Origin of the sequence: Streptomyces rapamycinicus NRRL 5491 (assembly GCF_024298965.1) — a bacterium.
In the GTDB taxonomy this organism is placed as follows: domain Bacteria; phylum Actinomycetota; class Actinomycetes; order Streptomycetales; family Streptomycetaceae; genus Streptomyces; species Streptomyces rapamycinicus.
Map to the genome: position 1 here is coordinate 6429529 of NZ_CP085193.1, position 19701 is coordinate 6449229.

The following is a 19701-nucleotide window of genomic DNA, read 5'->3' on the forward strand; positions in this document are numbered from 1 at the left end:
GCGTCATCCCCTCGCCTTCATGCGCCATTCGAGGGCCGCCGCGTTCTCCTCCGGCGTCTGGTCGCCGCCGTACCAATGCTCGATGTGCACGGACGCGCCCCCCGGGGCATAGCCGAAGGCGCCGGCCGGTGCGGTACCGGCGGCGGCGCCGGCGAAGGCGGGAACGGTCGGGGGCGTCACGAGCTGCGACATGGTCCGTGCGAGGGCGCCCTGCCCAGAGCGGATACCGGCGACGACGCCGGCGGGAATCCAGCGGCCGACCTCGCGCGCCATGACCTTTGACGGTGAATGGATTCCGAGCGCCTTAGCGATCGGTCCCGGGATCATGTTCTTCGCGAAAGAGACGAGCTGAGATTTCAGCCAACCGCCCATTGACCTAACGCCACGGAGCAGGCCCCGGACAAGGTCGGCCCCCTTGTCGTACAGCAGGCCGCCGAGACTCCCAAGAGCCGATGTGATCTTGTCGGGCAGGCCCCTTACCCAATTGACGAGATCGGTCGCCTTGCGTACTGATCCATCCTTGGCACTCTGCCAATGCCGGGTAATCACGCTCGACAGGGACCAGCCGGTAAAGAAGCTGATGAGCTTCTGTGGCAGCGCCCCGACGTAAGAAACGATGCCATTCCACACTCGCGAGGTACCCGACTTGATCGAGTTCCAATGAGCGATGATGATCCCGACCAGCGTGAAGTTCAAGAACAGGTCGAGCAGTAACTGACCAACGCCCTTGATCTTGTTCCAGACCCATTCCCACGCGTGTTTCGTCGCGTTGACGATGGTGTCCCAGTTGGCCACGATCAGCGCAACCAGACCGACAACAGCGGCAATGACGGCCGCAACGGGGCCCATGGCGATCACCCACGCTGTGGCCATGCGCGCGGCCTGTATGAGGCTCTGTGCGCCCATCAGGACCCACGCGGCAACCACGCGTACCGCGGCGGCGGCTGCGCCGGCGCCTTGGGCTATCCAGCCGGCAAGAATCGTGGCATTGGTGGCTAGGAACGATGCCAGTGCGCCGGCCTGCGCCGTGCCCTGCGTGATCCAGCCGGTGACGACGGCGGTTGTGGTCGTCCACGCTTGGGCGGCGAGGGCAACCAGGGCGGGCAGGAAAAACGCCGTGATCAGTCCGGCAGCCACCGTAAAGGCGGTCGAGTGGTCGGAGACGAAACCGGCGGCGGTGGCGATGCCCTGCCCGAACTTCACCGCATAGTCGGCACCCTTGGTCAGAATGGGGATGACGTAGTCGTCAATGACACCGACGACTTTCTGCGTCAGTCCGCGTTTGAACTGCTCGAACTTGGTCGCCGCGTTGTCACGCATCGCGTCGCCGGCCTTGTCGGTGGCGCCCTTGACGTCGCCAAGTGCCTTTACGGCGGTCGACGGATTGAGTTTGAACAGCGCGCCCTGTAGATCCTCGGCCTTGGTGCCGAAAAGCGCGACGGCGGTTGCGTTCCGCTTTGCCGGGTCCTCAATGGCCTTGATGCGTTGCAGGACGTCGCCGAGTGCCTTACTGGCTTCCGGGCCGCCCTTGGTGAACGTCGCCGCCATCGTGTCGGCATTAAGGCCAATGTCCTTGAACGCCTGCACGCTGGTCGTGGACATGTCCTTACTGTGGATCGCGAATTCCTTCAACGCGTCTGCAACTGTGTCCGCATCCCTCGCGCCACCCTGTAGACCCTGCTGTATCAGGCCCATTGCGGTCTGCGCGTCGAGGCCCAAGTCGCGGAACTGCGTTGGGTACTCTGTGAACGTGTCGAGCAGGTCCTCGGCGGAATTCGCGCCCTTCTGGGTTCCGCGTACGAGGACGTCCATAGCCTCATCCGCGGATTTGGCGACGCCCGTTTTCAGCATGACGCCAACGGCGCGGGTCACGGCTCCGACGTCCTCGCCCATGACGGCCGCGGTGTCCGCGACGCGCTTACTCATGGTCTGGATCTGCGCTTGCGTTGCCTCGGGCGGCAGCAGGCCGTTTTGCGCAATGCCCTTGATGACTTCGGCGCCATCTTCGACCGAATCGACAATCGCGCCGGCGTACAGGTCGCCGGCGACCTTGCCGTACTTCGCCGCTACCGGGCCGGTGGTGCCGAGCTGGGCCTGCAACTGGCCGGGCACCTTGGCTTGTTCGAGGGCCTCGCCGACGCCGGTCATCATGGCGGCCCCGATGCCTGCGCCGAGGGCGGCCCATCCGAAAGCCTTCAGCCCGTCGGCGCCGGCGCGTGCCGCGTCGTCGCTCCCGTCGGCCATGCCGTCGCCGAGGGCGGCGCCGGCCTGCTGTCCGGCCCGGTCGGCGTCGGCGACCATGGTGTCGCCGGTGGCGCGCATGCGGGCCTCGGCGCGCTGCATGCCGCCCTCGGCCGGGGCGTCGTCAACGGTGATGGTGGCGAGCAGCTCGCCGACGGTGAGCGGCGTGGACACAGGCACTCACCCCCCCCGGCGGTCGGGTCACGCGGCGGGTAGGCCGGTGATCGCTGCGATTTCTGCGGGATCGGTGACGGTCCGGGGCGTGCGTGCCCATGCGCGGGCGAACCGGGACTCGCCGGGGAGGCCGGAGACCAGGACCAGGAAGCGGCGCGTACTCATGCGCGCGAGGCCCGGCGCGGTGGTGCCGTACTCACGGGCGAGGTCGCCCTCGACGGCGGCCCAGTGCGTCAGGATCGCGCGCCAGAACTCGGCGCCTTCTTCCGCTTCTTCGTCGTCGCGCGCCGTGCCGCCCGGTTCGGCGCCGTGGCTTTTCCCGCTTCCTGCTCGGCGTACAGCTCGGCCGCGCGCTGCATGGTGACGCTGCCCGGGCGGCGGATGTTGCCGGCGGAGTAGATCAGCACGACGCCGAGCTGCCGGTCGGTCATCCCGTGTTCGGCCCACGTGTCGAGGACATCGGCCCCGTACAGGGTCGCAAGCATCTTGCGGACGTCGGCGGGGTCGCTGGAGTCCTGGACGCGTTCCATCTGCAACGTGAACATCAGCGGCAGGGACTCGGGCAGGGTGTACGTGGTGCCGTAGAGCGTGAGCTGCTCGCGCGGCCGGGTGGCGGACTCCTCGGCGAAAAACGCGTCGAAGTCAGCAGGCCCGCCGGCGGCGAGCTGCCGCTCGTCGCCCTGGTCGACGTCGGCGAGGGCGAGGTCGGTCACGGGGCCACCGCCGCGGACGTCGGGGCGCCGCACCGGGTGATGGTGGCCGACCAACTCGTTTTGTCGTTGTTGCCCCCGCCCTGCTCACCAGGGGTCACGGTCGCATCCCAGATCACCCACTGCGTTTGCGTGTTGTGGCGCCACCGCACGCGGTTCCGGGAGTCGATGCCGAGACGCTGCGCCCACTCGTGGTCGATGTACGCCTGCCCCGGGTCCTGCGCCTTGGTGGTCTTGTCGATGCGGTACTGCCCCTCGACTTCCAGCGTCGCGCCCCGCTGCATCACGTCCTGCTCGTACAGACCCTCGGAGTCAAACGCCGTTGTGTCGACGGTTTCCTCGTTCTCTCCGGGGTTGTGCGTGAAGGTGGTGATACCGGAGATCGGCAGCCACGTCTCGGCGCCGGCGTCGGCGTCCTCCACTTCGAAAATCCACCCGCGGGCGTCAATCGGCCTTCCGCCTGCCATCGGGGTACCTCCTTACGGTTCGGTGGGGCCGGACACGTCAAGGTCGAAATTCACGACGTGCTCGTGCCGGCCGCTGCTGTCGGGCCCCAGAGGGGCGGGGGTGCCGCGGGCGGCGGCGAGGGTGAGCCACGTACCATCGGCCAGCTCGACGCCGGCGAGACCGTGCAGAGCGCGGTACACGGCGGTACAGCGGCGACGGGACAGCCGCGGGTCGGGGCCGCCGCGCACGCGCACCTGTAGGCGCGGGGTGTCGGCGTCGTCCCGGGCGGCCGGGGCGGGCCCGTCGTACAGGGCCAGCGATACGGCGGCGTCCGGTGTGGCGGGCATGGCCTCGATGAAGCAGTCGCCCGTACGGCCGGTCGGGTCGTAGGTGAGCAGGCCGACGTCGTCGAGCCATCGGGCGATGCCGTCGAGCAGGTCAGCCACGGAGCGACCGCCGGACCTGCGCGGCGATGATCTCGGCGACGGTGCCCTGCTCCTCCGTCAACGGACCTTCGAGGTACTTCGCGGTCCGGCCGGCGTCGTGGCGCGCGTTGAGGTCTTCGTGCACGCGGGCCGCGTACGGGGTGTCGTAGGACACGCCGGCGGTCAGGGTGTCCTCGTCGACGGACGCGACGCCGGAGCGTTCGAGGGTGCCCTCTTCGATCGGGACGCGGGCGCGGGAGCGTTCGAGGACGTGCTCGGCGGCCAGGCGCAGGCCGCGGGCGGCGCCGGCGCGGGTGCCGCGTAGCGCGGCGGCCCCGTTCCATGTGAGGCGGGCACGCTGCGTCATTCGCAACTCACCTCCGTACAGGCCGGGACGGGCAGGCCGGGCGCGGTGTGCTCGGCGGTGGCAATGGCGGTGGTCATCCGTCCGTCGGGCAGGGTCACGCGACTGCCGGGCGGGCAGGTCAGGCCGGGCGCGGTGATCACCTGCGCGGTACTGACGACTTCGCGGCCGTCGCTCGCGCGCCGCACCTGCCGCACGGTGGCGGCGACCAGGGCGCGCACGTTCGGCACGGGCGGCCCGTAGGTCGGGCCGTACGCGGTGTCGCCGAGGTAGGGCTCGACGGTCACGCGGTGGCGCAGCAGGGCGTCGGGGACTCTCACCAGATCACCCCCGGGAGCAGACCGGCCCGCAGTAGGGCCCGGTGAGCGCGGGGGGCGAGGTCGACGCCGGATGCCGCAGGCGGGCCTGCCCTGCGGCCGGACAGGGATACGGGGCCGATGCTGACGGCGTCCCAGACGCCGGCCGCTCCGGTGCCGTCGTCGCCCGTGGCGAGCTGGTACTCGACCTGTGCGCAGGTGGCATCCCGCAACGCGTCGACGACGTGCTGCTCGGTAGGGTCCCCATCCGGGTCGGTGGCGTAGTAGGCGGTGAGCAGGGCAGCGTCGATGTCCTCGGACGCGCGGGCGAGCAGCCGCTCGGCGCCCTCGGGGGCCGGGGCGCCGGTGTACGTGGCGAGCTGCTCGCGGGTGGCGTAGACGCTGCCCACTGCTCACCTCCCGTCGGTCTTGGCGGCCTTGTTGCGGGCAACAGAACGCCCCGCGGGCTGCTGTGCCTGCGGGGCGTTGGCGGGCTGCTCTGCGGCGGCCTGGTCGGACGGCTCGGCGTCCGGCGGCGGCCGGTGGTACCGGCGCAGCATCACGCGGCGGCCCCCTTGGTCTTCAGCACGACGACGCCCTCGTCGTCGAGTCGGTGCGTGGCGTAGTGCACGTTCGTGGTGACGACCGTGGTACGCGCGAGGATGTCGCGGTCGGTCTCGACGATGGGCCGGCGCTTGTAGAGCAGGCCGAGGGCGCCGCGCCGGAGCAGCAGCGCATTGTACGTGGTGTCGGCCCCGGTGCCGGTCTTGGTGACGCGGTCGGAAACGTAGATGTTCACGCCGCCCACCTGCCCGATCACACCGCGCGGGATGACGGCGCCTGCTCCGAGCTTGTCGGCCGAGATGAAGTTCGGATCGCGCAGCAGGGCGGCGCGCTGCACGCTGTGGATGACCAGGCCGGCCATGTTGTCGGGGTCCCACTCGTCCCCGAACTTCTCGATGCCGGAGACCATGACGTTCCAGGACAGGGCGGCGGTCGAGGCGTCCACGGTGATCACGCCGGGGGCCTCGGCAGCGGCGGTCAGGTCCTTGTCGATCTTCCGGGCGATCAGTACGCCGAGCTGCCGCTGCGTCTCCGCGTACGGGTCGCCGAACGCCACAAGCCGGCTCTTGTCCGTCAGCTCGACGGCCTTACCGGCTTCCTTGATGGTGGCCGAGTTGCCCGGGTCGGTGCCGAGCTGCTCGGGGGTCATCGGCGTGCCCTCGGTGAGGTCCTCGGCCTCGCCCAGAGCGGTCCACTTGGGGAAGTTGACCGTATCGCCGGGCTTGCCTTCGAGGGTGTTGTCGTCGAGGGCGAGCGTGCCCAGGATCAACGCCCCCTTGAACTTCGCCTGCACCATGTCGGCCCAGACGTCGGGCACGATCATCTGTGCCGCGGTGGTCTTTCCTGCGGGCATGGGGTGATGCCCTCCTTACTCGGATGCGGCGGACAGCCGCGCGTACAGGTCGGGGTCGGACTGGTGCAGCTCGACGCGCTCGCCGTAGCTCATGCGCGCGAACTGGTCGGCCGTCGGCGTCGGGGTGCTGCCGGGGGTGAAGTCGGCGCCGCCCTGGGGCGGCCCGGCCGGGGTGCCCTCGGCGCGCAGGTGGGGACTGGCTTCGACGGCGGCCGTGATGACGGCGGCGAGCTTGTCGCCGAACTTGGCGTCGTCCGGGTCGAGGTCGGAGAGCTGCCGCTCGACGGCGCGGGAGTCCAGCAGCCGGGCCGGGTCGGCGCCGGCGCCGTGCGCGGCCTGGTGCGCGGCCAGCTCCACGCGCAGTCGGCGTACCTCGGCCTGCGCCTGGTCGCGCTCGGTGGTGGCCTGCGCGGCGAGGGCGGCCGGGTCCTGCTCGGCCGCGGCGCCGTTCGGGTCGAGGACACGGCGCAGGCCGGCGAGCAGCTCGTCGCGCTCAGTCTTGGCTTGCTGCGCGGCCTGCTCCGCGGCGGTGGCGCGCTGCTCCGCGGCCGGGTCGACGGTCGGCGCCGCAGGGGTCGCGGGTGCGGCCGGCGGGGCGACAGGCGGCGTCGGTGCGGCCGGTGGCGTACTCGGCGTCGCGGCGGGGTCGGCGGCCGGGGTGGACGGGGCGGCGGGGGTCTGGCTTTCGGGCATGGCTGGTCGGCCCTCCGTGACGGTGTGGGGACATGCGGAAGGGGCCCGCCGACGGCGAGCCCCTTGGGGTGAGTGCGGGTGCTGAGCGCTACGCGGCGGCGATCGGCCGGACCTGCGCGTACCCGCGAATCCACGCGGCGCGGGCGAGCGTGCGCTCGGGGTGCGGGCAGGCAGTCGCGGGCTGATTCGCCCGGGCGGCGTTGCGGCCCGCAATGAGTGCTCGGGTCAGTTCAACCCTGCTGGCCACTGCTGCCCCTCACTACGCGTCGTGCCGGTTGCGCGCGTCGTTCTCCGCACGCTGCGATATCTCGATGTCGCGCCGGTTCTGGCCTGTCGCCTCGGCGACGAACTGCTGTTGCGTCTTGCGCGGGTGGGTGCCCCACCAGCGTTTCAACTCCTCAGAAGCGTAAGCGTATGCGGACCGGGCCGGACCGGAGAAGAGCGAGACAGGATCGATACCGGCGGCCTCTCCGCGACGGTTGAGCAGGACGCCCCGGCATTCCTCCTCGGCCTGTAGCCACTGGGTGTAAACCCACTCGTCGTACAGGGCGCGCGCCTGCTTGCGGGTCGGTCGGCTGGCCTCGCGCATATCGGCAATCTCGGCCAGTTCCGCGACCCTCTCGGGCGTCGCCGCATCGGCGAGGGACGGCTCGGCGTCGTCGACGCGGCCCCATGTCTCCGACGGCGCCCCGGGGGCGAGGGCCTCGTCGAGGGCGGCGTCGACGGCGAGGGCGTCCTCGACCGGGTCGCCGGTCGGCTCGGGGTAGTCCGGTGCCGGCTGGGGGTACCGGCGGTCGTACTCGGCCGCGATGTGCAGCAGCTCGTCGTCGGTGGCGTGCTGCTGCGCCCATGCGAGGACGTCGTCGCCGGTGCCGGTGAGATCGTCGAGCAGGCGGCCGGTGGGGAAGATGGCGGCGCGCAGCTCGGCCTCGTCGCGGCGGTCCGCTTCGGCTTCGATCCGGGCGATGCCGCGGTCGTCGAGGACGCCCGGGCGGATGGCGGCGCCGAGTTGCTCGTCGGTCATCTCGCGCAGGGTGGCGTCGTCGCCGGCGCGCACGCGGGCGGCCTGCATGACGTCGGCCGGCGGGGTGGTGGTCGGGGTGGGCAGGTTGGACGCCCCGCGCTGCTCGCGCGCCCGTAGGCGGCGCAGGTCCGGGTGTGCGGCGAGGTGGTCGCGCATGGCGCCTTGCCACTGGCGCACCTTGGCCTCTGCCGCGCGCTTGCCCTCCGGGGTGGTGGCCGCGGCGGCGCGGTTCTTGTACCGCCGGATCTTCCGCTCAATGGCGCGTTGCCGTTGGCCTGCTTCGTAGCCTGCCGGGTCGGGCGTCGCGTCCTCGGTGCGGGTGACGCCGGGGGTGTAGCCGCTGACGGAGTGCCGGCAATTGGGGTGCTGCAACCCTGCGCGGCGCGCTTCGTCGAGTGATCCGGCGACGTTCACCCGGACCATGCGGCCGTCTTCGACGGCGTGCTCGACGTGGACCGTGCGGGGTCCGTCCGGGCCGCCGATGGACAGTACGGCGCGCTCCCACGGTCGGCACAGCGGGCACTCGCGCGGCGAGTTGGAGACGACGACCAGGTCGACGCCGCCGGCGGCGAGCGTGGTCATGTGCGCCTCGGTCGCCGCCCGGGCAACGCTGGTGCGCACGGCCATCTCGGCATACGACGTCAGGGCCCAACGTCGGCCGGCACGGTCCCGGAACGATGACACGCCCCGGTCGGCAAACCGGATCATGGCCTGCTGGGTGGCCTGCCTGCGCGTCTCCGTACCGAGCAGGGGCGCCGCGGTGGCCTCGGCGACGACTTGCCGGTACCCGTCCTCGACGGCCCGCAGAATCCCGCGGTGCGTGGCGGTGACGGTCTCGATGGTCTCGGCGGCGAGGCGGTCGACGGCCTGCGCCTGCGGGGTGTGTTCGGTGACGGTGCGCCGGTCCTCGTCCGCCAGCACGCCCAGCTCGGCGAGGGCGGAGTGTCGGCCGGACTCGTACGCCTCGGCGACGACGCGACGTACCTCGGCGTCGACCTGTCCGGCGAGGACGTCGAGCAGGGCGTCGGCCGCGCGGCGGAGCGGGGAGAGAGCGGCGAGCTTGGCGACGGCCCACCCGGGCGCCTCCATACCGGCGGCGAGCTGCCGGGCAACCAGGGCGAGCAGGTGCTGCTCGACGTCGGCGTACAGGTCGACAGTCGTGGCGGCGAGGTACTCGACCTGATCGGGGGACACAGGCAACGTGCACCCCCGATCAGGCGGCGAGCGGGAAGGTTCCGACGGGGTCGGGGGCGGCCTGGCCGGTCTCGGCGAGGATGCGCTCGACTTCCTCGGCGACCGCAGTGTCGTCCCAGTCCGGATGCAACGCGCGCACCTTGGTATCGGTGCTGACGGCCTGCGCCTGCGTGAGCAGGGCGAGAGTCTGCGCGGTGCTCGTGGGGTCCTCGGCGACTCCGTCGCCAATGTCGACCGTCGGCCGCTCGGGCGTGATCCTGCTGTCGAACTGGACGCGGTCGACGGCGAGCAGGACGTGCAGGATATCGGCGACGCCGCGGCGCCAATACCGACCCTTCTTCCCGCGGGTCACCATCGACCGATGGTCACGCGCGGCAATCTCCGTTGCGGTGACTGCTGCCCCATCTCCGTCCAATCCGACGGACGCGGGAGAGTAGCCGGCCGCTGTCGTGGCCTGCCGCACGATCGCCTCGGCGGTCGTCCGGTGCTCTTCGACACGGATAGCGAACTGCGACAACGTGATGCCGTTGCCCTGTTCGGTCGGAGGGATGGCGAGCGTCTGCCATACCTCCCGGTCGTCATCGAACGTGGCGCCCCGGCCGGGGCCGTTGCTGCGCAGGTACCCGTCGGGCACGATCAGCCGGGCCCGGGCGAGGCGGATGTCGCGCAGCCACGACGACCACGTTTCGTCGAGGGCGTCGAGCAGGTCATGCACGCCCTGTAGATCACTGCGGCCCCACGGGGCGCCGCGGTGCCTGCGGTTGGGGGCGATGTTGGGGACGTAGACAGCCGTGAGCATGTCGACGCCGGTTTCGATGGCGTCGCCCTGCTCGCCGAGGGAGTCGGCGAGGCCGGCGGTGTCCGGGTGTTCGGTGAGGGGCACGCGGCGGCCGAGCTGGTCGTCGGTCCCCTCGTACAGGCCATGCAGGATGCGGCCTCGCTCGTGCCGTTCGAGGTGGCGCCATACCGTCGACGACGTCGAGGGCAGGGCCCGCCAGAACGTCACGGCCTGCATGATGCCGAACGACCACTCGGGTACGGCCTGGTCGGGGTGTACGGCGGTGAGCAGGGGCCGGTCGGGCGCGGTGGCCTTGTCCCATGTGACGCGCAGGAACACCCCCGACAGGGCGGCGGCGGTCTCGGCCGCGGTGAGCAGTAGCTCGGGCACGCCGCCAGCGTCGAGCAGGACGTCGAGGCGGTCCTGCGTCGCGGTGTCCGCCACCGTGACGACGGGCGTGTCGGCGAACAGCAGGTCGGCAGACGTCTGCGCGATCTCGCCGGCGAGCGGGATGTGCAGCCGTTGCTCGCGCTTGTGCGGCGGCCGGTGCCGACCCCACAGTCGCCGACGGCCGTCGTGGCGATGCTGCGGGGCGTGCCGGTAGACGTCGGCGAGCTTCTTCGGGTCGCCGCTGTACCAAGCGTCGTCGGCACGGATGTCGGCGTACATAGGGGCGACGTTCCTGGGTGGCCACAGGGCGCCGTTAACCGGCAGAGGCATCGGCCCTCCAGTGGTGATCTTGAGAGTGGCGGGCGTATCTTCACACCCCATGAGTGAGCGGCCGTACACGCGAAATGAGTTCAGTGGTAGTGCCGAGGGTCCCGTCGTGCAGGCTGGGTCTATTCGGGAGGTCAATCTGAACGTCCCGCAGGACGCCGAACAAGCGGCTTTCCAGGCACGGTTGCGGGACCGCACGGAGAGTGCGTGGGCTGCCGAAGATGCCGAACGCCAACGCCAACATGCGGTTGCTTCTCGCATTGCACGGTCTCGGCGCCGGTTTCTCTACCTTTGTTGGATCGTGCTTGTCGTGTCAGTAACAGCGGGACTCTTGTGGGCCCACGATGAGGACGGCTTTTGGATGGCTGCTGTTCCCGCGTGCCTTAGTGGCATGGGCATTTTGAGTCAGTACACGAAGCGCTAGGCGTCTGCGCTGAGTGCTGACGTGAGCAGGTGGCGCCACTCGTGCGCGGTGGAGTGCACGGCGTAGCGCAGTGCGTCGATGGAGTGGTCGGCGGTCTTGATGGGCCGGTCTTCGCCCTTGGCAGTGGCGGCCGGGTCCCAGGAGTAACCGGGGATTTCGTCGAGCAGGCCAGCGCACGACTCGTGCACGTACAACAGGCCGGCGGCGAGGGCCGACGACACACTGCGGATGCCGGCCTTCACGTCGTTGTCGGCCCGGGTGACGCCCGGGTGCCCGTCGGCCCATAGCTGTGTGATGAATGAAGCAGCCGACGGGTCGATGAACGTCCACTCGGGCTCTACATGCTGCCGTGCGAGCCACGCACGGACGGCCTCGCTGTACTGCGCGTCGGTCATCTGCCGGTGCGCGGTCTTGCTGTCGTGGCGCCATTCCGAGACGACGTACAGCCGGTCGTCGTCGCCGAGGCCAAGCACCAAGGCGGCGAACGGGTTGGTTGTGCCGTAGTCTGCGGCGGCCCAGTGCCGGCGCATCGGGGGCAGGGCGTCGACGACGTGCCGCTGCTCGTCCCAGACGTCGTAAACGGCGCCCTCGGCGACGACCCACGCCCCATCGATCATGCGTCGGCGCCACAGCCCGACGTACTCGGCGGCGAGCGACGCGACGTATGCAGACGACAAGCTCGGGTTGTCCGCGAGCTTGAAATGCCAGGATGCGAGGTCGAGTTCGCGCTGCCGGTCGAGGTACCCGACTTTGAGCCAGTGCCGCGGCGAGTCAGGGTTCGTAGTGCCGAGCAGTCGAGCACCGGGCACGGACAGCCGGGCGAGGAGCTGCACGAAGAACGCCTCGGGCAGCAGCGTGACCTCGTCGACATAGGCCAGTGAGGCGGTGAGGCCGCGCAGCCGGCCCTCGGCCCGCGCGTCGCTCGCGCCGATCAGGTGCATGGTCCGGCCCAGAATGCTCGCGGTCGTGGCGCCGCGGGTGTGCCGTACCTCGTCGGCCGCTGCGCCGAACAACACCGGGTCTTGCAACGGCTCGATGATGTTCCGCTCGATTGTTTGCAGCGACCGCCCGGCAATCAGGATCAGCCCGGATGCCGGGGCGCGGCGGACGGCGAGCAGGAACGCCAGCAGTGACGCGATGGTTTTTCCGGACCGTACTGAGCCGTGCCAAAGGTTGATGCGGGCGGTTGCCTGCCGGATGGAGTCGAGTTGCTTGGTGGACAGCGGGGCGGGCGCGGACACGGTCAGCCCTCCCCGCTGTCACCTCCGGCCGGTCCGAGCAGGGCGTCGGCGAGGCGGTCGAGCATCGAGCCCCCGGCGCTGCCGGTGCCGGTCTGGCGGGCGAGTTCGGATACCCGGGCGTGCACCTCGGTGAGCGCGCGGGCGGCGGTGGCATGGTCGCGGGCATCGCGGGCGGAATCAGCACCCCCGACGCGCTCGACCTGCCGCAGGGCACCGTCGAGCGACTCGTCGGCGAGCAGCTCGCGTCGTGCGGCGGCATCGGCCCTCCGGGCCTCGGTCGCGGCGGCGACCCGTGCGCCCCCGCTGAACGTGAGCCCCTCCAACCCCGCGATCTTGCTCACGGTGGCGGCGCTGCGACCGATGACACGGGCGATGGCGTTGCGCGACTTGCCCTCAGCGTGCAGGCGGCGCACCTGCTCATGGTCCCGCTCGGTGATCGGCTCGGCCACGGCGTCACCTCCCGACGGAGTCATGCGTACGCCCCGCCGAGGGGGGAAGTCGGCGGGGCGTACGAGTCGAGGATGTTTCCGGGCACGCCGGAGGCACCACCGACAATAGGTCACGGAACGGTAACGACGCAAGCGGCCTTTCGGGGTGGCGCACGGGGCTGCGGCCCTCGATCAGTCACGACGGGATGATGTTGTTACCGCACCCGGTGCGATGCAACATCGTCGGCCTCAGAAGAGGCCCGCGTGCCGCGCCGCTAGCAGGCCGGCGAGCGCTGCGGCGACCGTGAGGGCCGCGAACGTGAGTACGACCACCAGGGTGACGAGGCGCAATGTTCCGTCGCCGGATTGAAGTGCTTCCCGGATTAGGCGCGTCAAATTGCGTCGCATTTGCGTCCCACCATTTCGTCTTGAAGTTTCACTGCGGAGTACAGACCTAAAATATTGCTTAGGGAACCTAAATAAATTTTGGCCGTACGGACCCTAGGCGGGCTCATGGGGTCGAAATATGCCGAGTGGCCCCATAGGTACTGCTAGGGGTTGGTTCGCCTCAAGTGTGCCCGCGTTCCAGGGAGTTCGCTGCCCGCTCCTTGTTGCGTTACCCAAATGTGACTGTGGCCCCGAGGTGTCCCTCGGGGCCACAACCTGACGCGCTGTCGTGCGGCTTACTGAGACTCCGCCGTTTTGAGCGCCCCGACCAGGGCAGCGAGGTCGCTCCACCCCCACACGCGCCGCTCTCGCTCGTCGAGGGAGACGGGGGCGGCGCACATCGGACCAGTCGAACACGTGACGGTCGGGGGCTGGTCCGCAGCGCTGTGCAGAGTGAGCTCGCCGCCGCACCACGGGCACGGCCGGTCGGGCACGGGTGTGGTGCGCTGGTCGAGGCCAAGGGTCCGCAGCAGTCGGCCCTCGGCCATGCGCGCGGTACGCCGTGTCTCGTGCACCAGGTGCGGGGGCAGGGGAGCGAACGGCGGCGCGGCGAGGGTGCCGTCGAGCTGCTGCTCGGGGGCGGTGTCCTCGTCGAGCACGCGGCCCTCGACCCACACGCAGGCGAAGTGGAGACCATGCGCCCGCGATCCGGCCGCGCTTCGCGCGTCTGCCGCGCCCGGGTTTCGGAACTCCCACCGGCGCGGATCGCCGTGTCCGGCATGCTGGACAGCGGCGGCGAGGGTGTCGGCGAGGGCGAACACCTGCCGCTCGATGGCGAGGCCGGCGTCGAGCGCGTCGAGGTTGGCCGGGGCGGGGTGCTCGCGCAGGACGAGCGGCGCCCGGTCCTCGACGACGAGCTGCTCGTCGTCTGCGCGCAGGATGTGCGCGAGCTGTCGCGGCGGCCAGACGTCCGCGGGCGGCGTCTCGATGGAGAGCAGCAGCTCGGCCCACTGCTCACGGATGGAGCGCAGAGCGGCGACCGTCTCGTGTACGGCGGTGGCGTGGTTCATCGGCGCCCCTCCTCGATGGCGTACGGGCGCAGGGCCTCGGCCTCGGCGGCGTACCGGTCGCGCTCGGCCTCGGTCTCGGCGATGCACTGCTCGGCGGCCTCGACCCGGTGTTGCAGGCGCATCGCTGCTGCCTGCTGTCCGCCGGCGATACGGCGGTGGGTGTCGCATTCGGCGATCTCAGCCTCGATGTCGGCGCGCAGTAGGGCGGATTCCTCGGGGGTGAGCACGCCACGGTCGGCACGGGAGAGCAGGACTCGTAAGCGGCTGCGGCGGGCGTCGCGCTCGCCCTCGCGCCGCTCGCGGCGGCCTCGACGGGAATCGGTACGGGTGCGGGTGTTCATCGTGCGTCCCCCTCGTTGAGTGCGGTGCAGGTGGTGCAGTGCGGCGGGCAGGCGCCGCGGGGGTCGGCCGGGCGACGTCGTCGCAGCGGGCCCGGGACGAGTCGGCCGAGCGGTACGCCCGAGGCGATGACGAGCAGCGGCACGAGCGCGGTGGCACGGTCGGCGGTCATCGGGCGCGGGTTCCTTCTTCGTGCGGAAGTTGACGAACGTCGTGTACGCGCCGGGTAAGCAGGTGAGCGGCGAGGCGCCTAGCGCGCGATGTCTCCCGCGCGCGAGGCGCGACCGGTCGCGCGGCCGGGGCGGTGGTGATCTCCCATCCCTCGACGGCGAGGCGGTCGAGCAGCTCGGACGCGGTCAACGTGGCGCGGTGCGGCGGAACGTCGAGGGCGTCGGTCAGATGGGCGGCGATCACGGCTCGGGCGGCGTTCGGGGTCATGGGCGGCCTCCTCCGGCGGTGTGTCGGGCGCGTGTCTCGCGTGGGGCGGGCGGGGTGGACATGAGGCGGGCGAGGCGGTCGTGCTCGTCCTCGTCCTGCTCGGCGGCGAGGGCCGCCTCGATGCGGCAGGGGTGCGGGGTCGAGCGGGTGCCGCGGCCCTTGCCCCGTCGGCGGTAGCCGGTCCGGCATGGCTGGTCGGGCTCGGCGCCGCACCAACTGCACTTGTGCCGGTAGGCGTCCGGCTGTCCTGCGGCGATGGCGGCCTCGCGGGCGGCGCGGGTCGGCCGGAACTCGGCGAGCTGGGCGGCAACCGCGGTCGGCATGTACCGGCTCGGTCCGTGACCGATTCCTGCCGCGAGAGCGGCGAGTCGTTTCTGCCCGGCCGGGGTGATCGCGTCGCGGTATTGGGCGGGCGGGGCGTGGCCGGTCGCGACCGCGGCCCGGGTGCCGAGCAGTTCCTCGCGCCACGCTGCCGGGTCGTCGGGGTCGGCGGCCGGGACCGGGTCGGTGTGCCGGTTCATGAGCTCGGCGCGGTGCGGCGCCCATGCGGCGAGCACGTCGTGCGGCTCGACCGGGCGGAACTGTGCCGAGCGGTCGCCGCCGCGCTGCTCGTAGTACCGGCGTACGGCCTGCGAGGCGTCCCAACCGGTGTCCGGCAGGGTAGCGGGGACGTCGGCGAGGGCGGCAGTCCAATCGGCGATGGTGCGGGCGGACTGCTGCGGGTCGGCGAGGGAACGGCGCACTCGGGAGTCGAGGCGGCTGGCGTAGGCGAGCAGGGCGGCGATGTGGTTGTCGATCACGGGTTGCCTTCCTTCTGGGCGTGCAGCAGGGCGAGGCCGGCGGCGAGGTTGTCCGTGTACGGGGCGGCGGTGGCCGGTCCGGGGCGGGCGGCCGGGGCGCGGTCGAGGTCGCCCCACACGCGCAGCCAGTAGCGCGCGGGCTTTGGTTCGGCGCCCGGGGTCGTCCGGGTGGCGGCGCGCGCGACGAGGGCCTCGACGCCGTGCGCCTGGACGAGGCGCCAGACGTCACGCTGCTCGCCGAGGCCGAGCGACCAGCGGACCGGGATACCGGCGGTGGCGAGTGCGCCGTCGAGTGGGCCGAGTTCGGGAATCAGCGCGGACCGGGTCGCGCGTGCCTGCTGCTGTTCTGCTTGGTGCTTGCGTTCATATGCGTTCTGGGGTCCGGATTCCGGACCGGTGGGGGTCCGGTTTCCGTACCCCTCCGGTCCGGTTTCCCTACCCTCAGGGGGCCGGTTCTCGGACCGGTCCGGGTTCTGTACCGGTCCGGATTCCAGACCCCTAAAACGGATGTCTTCGGGCATGCTGCGGACGTGTCCGACGGCGCGTGGGAGGTGATAGACCGTCTCGCCCCGGGGCCCCTTGGAGCCCTCGACGACGCGCAGCTCGCCGCCGTCGAGCAGCTTGTCGACCGCGGCCACGACGGACGAGCGGGCGGCGTTCGTCCGCTGCACGAGCATCGTCGTACCGGCGTAGGCGGTGCAGGCGTCATCGGGGCACTTGTCGGCGATGGCGAGCAACACCATGCGGGCAGTGCCCTTGGCCGTGGACCTGGTCCACACCCAATCCATGGCGTCGAGGCTCAACGGTCCTTCTCCTAAACGAGGTTGGTGATCCTGGAGTGAGGCCGTCCAGCGAGGGCGGCGGACGGAAACGATCCGGCCGTACCTCACGCGGCGAGACGGACGCCGTACAGGCGGTCGAGTAGCAACCGCATTGCTGCGGAGGCCTGTTGGGGAACCACTCCGTTTCCCAACGCCTTGAGCTGCGCGGCTCGGGACAGATCAGCGACGTCGGTTACATGGCCCTCGTCAAGGCCCATGAGCCATTCGACGAACGCGGGGCTCAGCCGCTCGTGTTCGTCCACAGGTTGTGGAGCGGGGCGAGTGAGGGCCGCCCACCGCTCGACGGCGGCCGCGTACGGACCCCACTGGATTCCGACTTCCGGCTGCTCGGATGTCTCTCGCGCGGTGGTCAGTGACGTCATGACGTTGGACAGGTACGCCTGATGACCCGCGGCGATCCGCTGCTCGGCCGTCGCGTAGTTCGAGCCGTGGTCACTGGCCGCCGGGGTCGGCAACAACCGAGCGGCGGCGTTCGCCAGGGTCGGGCTTCCGTCGCCGAACTTCTGGTTCGGGCTGCCCTTTTCTCCGTCCGAGGCACGCGGGGTCGGCAGCAGGGAAACCGCCGTACGCAGGTCCGGGCCGCCGTCACCGTGCGAGCCAGTGCCATTGGTGTCGGACGTGCGTGGAGTCGGTAGCAGCCGGACGGCGAGGCCGAGCGGCATCCCCATGTCACCCATACCGGGGTGGCGAGCCTTCATCCGCTCACGCCGCGCGCGCCACACCGCAGGGTCGATCACGTCCTGCACGAACGTCGCTGTCGGCGTCGGTAGCAGGACGCGCCGCGATGAACACCCGCTCGCGGCGGTGGGCAGTGCCGACCTCCGACGCGCGTACGCAACACCATTCCGCGTCGTACCCGAGGCGGGCCAAGTCGCCGAGTACGGCACCGAGTGCTCGCAAAGGAGGCTCAGCGCTTCCGTCTCCCACACACCACGGACAGGGTTCCACGCTGCTATGCGCCGTCGCCGAGAGGAGGCCGCGGACATTCTCGATCACCACCAGTTCGGGACGTAGGACTTGGATCGCTCGGGCGACGTGCAGCCACAGGCCGGAGCGTGTGCCCTCGGCGATGCCGGCGCGGCGGCCGGCGAGGCTGACGTCTTGACACGGGAAACCGGCGGTCAGTACGTCGACGGGCTCGACCTGGTCGAAGTCGACCGCGGACAGGTCGCCGAGGTTCGGTACGCCGGGCCAGTGGTGAGCGAGGATCGCGGCGGCGTTCGGGTCGACCTCGCAGTGCCACACGACAGAGCCGCTGAGCACTTCCTGCACTCCCAGGTCGAGACCGCCGTAACCGGAACACAGGGAACCGATCCGCGGTCCCTCCATCACTCGCCGCCTGCCGTAGGCGACTCGGCCGCTTCGGGCCACCCGGCGAACTCCGCCGGAACGTCCTCGACCGTTGGCTGCTCTTCGCCCTGCGTGACCGATGGCTTGACGACTTCGCCGTCGATGTAGTCGCCGGGGGTGTCGAAACCCTCCGGCGAGGGGTCGCGGCGCACGGTTTCGTCGTGCGCCACGGCGCGGGCGAGTTCGGCAGACTTCGGCAGCAGCTTGAAGAGCTGCCGTACGCAGGTCTTGCGGGCCATGGCGTCGTAGTCCGTGGCCCACGGGCCGAAGTCCTTGGCCTTGCTGCGCTTACGGATCGCCTCGATGTCGTCGACATCCAGCACCACGAACGCGCTCCCGCCGTTCGCGAGGCGGGCCACGGCGTAGTAGTGCGTGGGCTGTCCCTTGGCACTGCCGCGCGCCGGCTTGTGCCTGAGCACCGGAGCGAGGCCGTACTCGTACTCGAAATCGTCGCCCTCGGACACCGTGTGCGCGTCGAGGCCGGCGGCGAGCGGGTGCTGCCAGAACAGGCGGATCATGCCCTGATAGCCGACGACGAGCTGTACCTCGTACTGCCTGATCTTCTTGTTCCAGAACGGCAGCAGGTACGCCTCGCCGGACACGCCGCCGGGCTCGAGGCCGAGGGCCGAGCAGGTCATCAGGGCCCCGGCGAACGACTCCTGCGTGCACTCGGCGAGGTGCTCGACGCGCCGCAGCTCGGTAAGCGCGATGCGGGCGATACGGTCGGCGCCTCCGACGTGGGCGGGCAGGGCGCGCTCGATCTGGGGGCGCAGCTTTTGCACGAACTGCACGAGGGTGGACTGCTGTGCGGGGCGGTGGGCAGCGGCGGCACTACGGCCAGCGCGCTTGTTGGCGACGCGTTCGGCAAGATTGGTGCTCACGCTGCGGCGGGCTCCTTGGGCACAACGAGGCGTCGGGCACGGTGCGCCCGGTACTCGTCGGGGTGCTCGGCGGCGAGGCGCTTCGTGTCGAGCGCTTCGACGCGGTGCGTGTAGGTGGTGGCGAGGTCGGGGTGCGCGGTGGTGAACCGTTTCACGGACAGCGGGCCGTTCTGCTTCCACGTGAACGCGACCTTGCCCCGCGTCTTGACGATCTCGGCCTCGCCGGCGAGGGCCTTCAAATGGTTGTCGACCTCGCGCAGCTCGTCGGCGGTCCTGGCCTCGCGGGCCTTGAGTTCGCGTCGGCGTTCCAGCAGCGGCAGGACGTCGGCGGGGTCGGCGACGGTCACGGCGTCGGCCTTGACCTTGTAGAGGTGGCCGAGCAGTTCCTCGGTGGCCTCGGAACCGTCGACCGGGGGCGGGGTGCCGTCGAGCACTCCCTGCCAGAACTCGCCGACGAGGTCGACGAGATGCTCGACGAGTCCCTCGTCGCGCTCGACTCGGTGAATCAGCAGCCGGTTACCGCCGAGCAGGGCGGCGACGTGCGCGTGCTGGTAACCGGTGACAGCGAGGTACCAATGCGTCTGCAACGCCGGTCCGTCTGGCACGCCGAGCAGCCAGTCGTCGAGCTGATATGCGCTACGGGTCTTGATCTCCAACAGGCTGGACGGCTGCGCGTCTTCGTCGAGCACGTACCGGTCGACGTTGGCGAGCATCCAACGGCGCTCGATGTGCGCGAGCATGCCCGGACCCGTGACAACGGCGAGGCCGGACCGCTCGGAGAACACGCGGGCGATCGTCGGCTCGTGCGCCAGTCCCCAGAACGCGGCCTCGGCGAGTTCAGGATTCTGCGGGCGGTCGAGCGGCAGCTCGCCGCGCTTGTCGAGGTAGACCTCGCGCGCCGAGGTGTACTTGCTCATCCCGAGCACCGCGGCGACATCGGAGCCACCGACTCCCGCCCGCCGCACGGTGAGCCACTGCTCGCGGTCGAGGTTCGGCGGGGCGACCACGACCCCCGTCGGTG

Annotated in this window: 25 protein-coding genes; all 25 read right to left on the minus strand. The window is 70.8% G+C overall.

Annotated elements, in window-relative coordinates:
* Positions 1-3: 3 nt before the first annotated feature.
* The 25 genes from LIV37_RS27065 to LIV37_RS27180 all read right to left on the minus strand — a co-directional run bounded on the left by LIV37_RS27065 (position 4) and on the right by LIV37_RS27180 (position 19687).
* Complete coding sequence (locus LIV37_RS27065; RefSeq protein WP_020870273.1) at positions 4-2415, minus strand: phage tail tape measure protein; 2412 nt, start codon at positions 2413-2415, stop codon at positions 4-6.
* Between the two features lie 233 nt (positions 2416-2648).
* Complete coding sequence (locus LIV37_RS27070) at positions 2649-3128, minus strand: hypothetical protein (protein ID WP_121825244.1); 480 nt, start codon at positions 3126-3128, stop codon at positions 2649-2651.
* A complete protein-coding gene (locus LIV37_RS27075) occupies positions 3125-3592 on the minus strand; it encodes a phage tail tube protein (RefSeq protein WP_086882423.1) in 468 nt (155 codons plus the stop codon). The genes LIV37_RS27070 and LIV37_RS27075 overlap by 4 nt, the downstream gene beginning before the upstream one ends.
* 12 nt (positions 3593-3604) lie before the next feature.
* Positions 3605-4018 (minus strand): minor capsid protein, encoded by a 414-nt coding sequence (locus LIV37_RS27080; RefSeq protein ID WP_020870276.1) that lies wholly within the window; start codon positions 4016-4018, stop codon positions 3605-3607.
* On the minus strand, positions 4011-4364 hold the full coding sequence (locus tag LIV37_RS27085) for a hypothetical protein (protein ID WP_020870277.1): 354 nt from the start codon (positions 4362-4364) through the stop codon (positions 4011-4013). The genes LIV37_RS27080 and LIV37_RS27085 overlap by 8 nt, the downstream gene beginning before the upstream one ends.
* Entirely contained in the window at positions 4361-4681 is a 321-nt protein-coding gene (locus tag LIV37_RS27090; RefSeq protein WP_020870278.1) for a hypothetical protein, read from the minus strand. Before LIV37_RS27090 ends, LIV37_RS27085 begins: the two co-directional genes overlap by 4 nt.
* Positions 4678-5067, minus strand: a complete 390-nt coding sequence (locus tag LIV37_RS27095; RefSeq protein ID WP_020870279.1) for a head-tail connector protein — start codon at positions 5065-5067, stop codon at positions 4678-4680. Before LIV37_RS27095 ends, LIV37_RS27090 begins: the two co-directional genes overlap by 4 nt.
* Positions 5068-5070: 3 nt before the next feature.
* Positions 5071-5220 (minus strand): hypothetical protein, encoded by a 150-nt coding sequence (locus LIV37_RS27100; protein WP_158634884.1) that lies wholly within the window; start codon positions 5218-5220, stop codon positions 5071-5073.
* A complete protein-coding gene (locus LIV37_RS27105) occupies positions 5217-6074 on the minus strand; it encodes a N4-gp56 family major capsid protein (RefSeq protein WP_020870280.1) in 858 nt (285 codons plus the stop codon). The genes LIV37_RS27100 and LIV37_RS27105 overlap by 4 nt, the downstream gene beginning before the upstream one ends.
* 15 nt (positions 6075-6089) lie before the next feature.
* Positions 6090-6767, minus strand: a complete 678-nt coding sequence (locus LIV37_RS27110; protein ID WP_254807118.1) for a hypothetical protein — start codon at positions 6765-6767, stop codon at positions 6090-6092.
* 88 nt (positions 6768-6855) lie between these two features.
* The gene (locus LIV37_RS52655; protein WP_373920656.1) at positions 6856-7014 is read right to left on the minus strand and encodes an Rmf/CrpP fold protein; all 159 of its coding nucleotides are present in this window, start codon (positions 7012-7014) and stop codon (positions 6856-6858) included.
* Between the two features lie 12 nt (positions 7015-7026).
* Positions 7027-8985: a phage minor capsid protein gene (locus LIV37_RS27115; RefSeq protein ID WP_020870282.1), complete on the minus strand. Its 1959-nt coding sequence runs from the start codon at positions 8983-8985 to the stop codon at positions 7027-7029.
* Between the two features lie 19 nt (positions 8986-9004).
* The gene (locus tag LIV37_RS27120) at positions 9005-10432 is read right to left on the minus strand and encodes a phage portal protein (protein ID WP_020870283.1); all 1428 of its coding nucleotides are present in this window, start codon (positions 10430-10432) and stop codon (positions 9005-9007) included.
* 468 nt (positions 10433-10900) lie between these two features.
* Positions 10901-12145: a PBSX family phage terminase large subunit gene (locus LIV37_RS27125; RefSeq protein ID WP_020870284.1), complete on the minus strand. Its 1245-nt coding sequence runs from the start codon at positions 12143-12145 to the stop codon at positions 10901-10903.
* A 2-nt stretch (positions 12146-12147) separates the two neighbouring features.
* Positions 12148-12594, minus strand: coding sequence for a helix-turn-helix domain-containing protein (locus tag LIV37_RS27130; protein WP_020870285.1), 447 nt, complete (start codon positions 12592-12594; stop codon positions 12148-12150).
* Between the two features lie 662 nt (positions 12595-13256).
* Positions 13257-14030: a hypothetical protein gene (locus LIV37_RS27135; protein WP_020870287.1), complete on the minus strand. Its 774-nt coding sequence runs from the start codon at positions 14028-14030 to the stop codon at positions 13257-13259.
* A complete protein-coding gene (locus LIV37_RS27140) occupies positions 14027-14371 on the minus strand; it encodes a hypothetical protein (RefSeq protein ID WP_020870288.1) in 345 nt (114 codons plus the stop codon). Before LIV37_RS27140 ends, LIV37_RS27135 begins: the two co-directional genes overlap by 4 nt.
* Positions 14368-14541 carry a hypothetical protein gene (locus LIV37_RS27145; protein WP_020870289.1) on the minus strand — a complete coding sequence of 58 codons (174 nt, stop codon included), beginning with the start codon at positions 14539-14541 and terminating at the stop codon, positions 14368-14370. Before LIV37_RS27145 ends, LIV37_RS27140 begins: the two co-directional genes overlap by 4 nt.
* Positions 14538-14807: a hypothetical protein gene (locus LIV37_RS27150; protein WP_020870290.1), complete on the minus strand. Its 270-nt coding sequence runs from the start codon at positions 14805-14807 to the stop codon at positions 14538-14540. Before LIV37_RS27150 ends, LIV37_RS27145 begins: the two co-directional genes overlap by 4 nt.
* Positions 14804-15607, minus strand: coding sequence for a zinc finger domain-containing protein (locus tag LIV37_RS27155; RefSeq protein ID WP_020870291.1), 804 nt, complete (start codon positions 15605-15607; stop codon positions 14804-14806). The genes LIV37_RS27150 and LIV37_RS27155 overlap by 4 nt, the downstream gene beginning before the upstream one ends.
* The gene (locus LIV37_RS27160; protein ID WP_020870292.1) at positions 15604-16410 is read right to left on the minus strand and encodes a hypothetical protein; all 807 of its coding nucleotides are present in this window, start codon (positions 16408-16410) and stop codon (positions 15604-15606) included. Before LIV37_RS27160 ends, LIV37_RS27155 begins: the two co-directional genes overlap by 4 nt.
* Positions 16411-16493: 83 nt before the next feature.
* Positions 16494-17111, minus strand: coding sequence for a hypothetical protein (locus tag LIV37_RS27165; protein WP_254807119.1), 618 nt, complete (start codon positions 17109-17111; stop codon positions 16494-16496).
* Positions 17112-17151: 40 nt separating this feature from the next.
* Complete coding sequence (locus tag LIV37_RS27170; protein WP_167525793.1) at positions 17152-17778, minus strand: DNA cytosine methyltransferase; 627 nt, start codon at positions 17776-17778, stop codon at positions 17152-17154.
* A complete protein-coding gene (locus LIV37_RS27175; protein WP_020870293.1) occupies positions 17778-18680 on the minus strand; it encodes a recombinase RecT in 903 nt (300 codons plus the stop codon). Before LIV37_RS27175 ends, LIV37_RS27170 begins: the two co-directional genes overlap by 1 nt.
* The gene (locus LIV37_RS27180) at positions 18677-19687 is read right to left on the minus strand and encodes a YqaJ viral recombinase family nuclease (protein ID WP_020870294.1); all 1011 of its coding nucleotides are present in this window, start codon (positions 19685-19687) and stop codon (positions 18677-18679) included. The genes LIV37_RS27175 and LIV37_RS27180 overlap by 4 nt, the downstream gene beginning before the upstream one ends.
* Positions 19688-19701 lie beyond the last annotated feature (14 nt).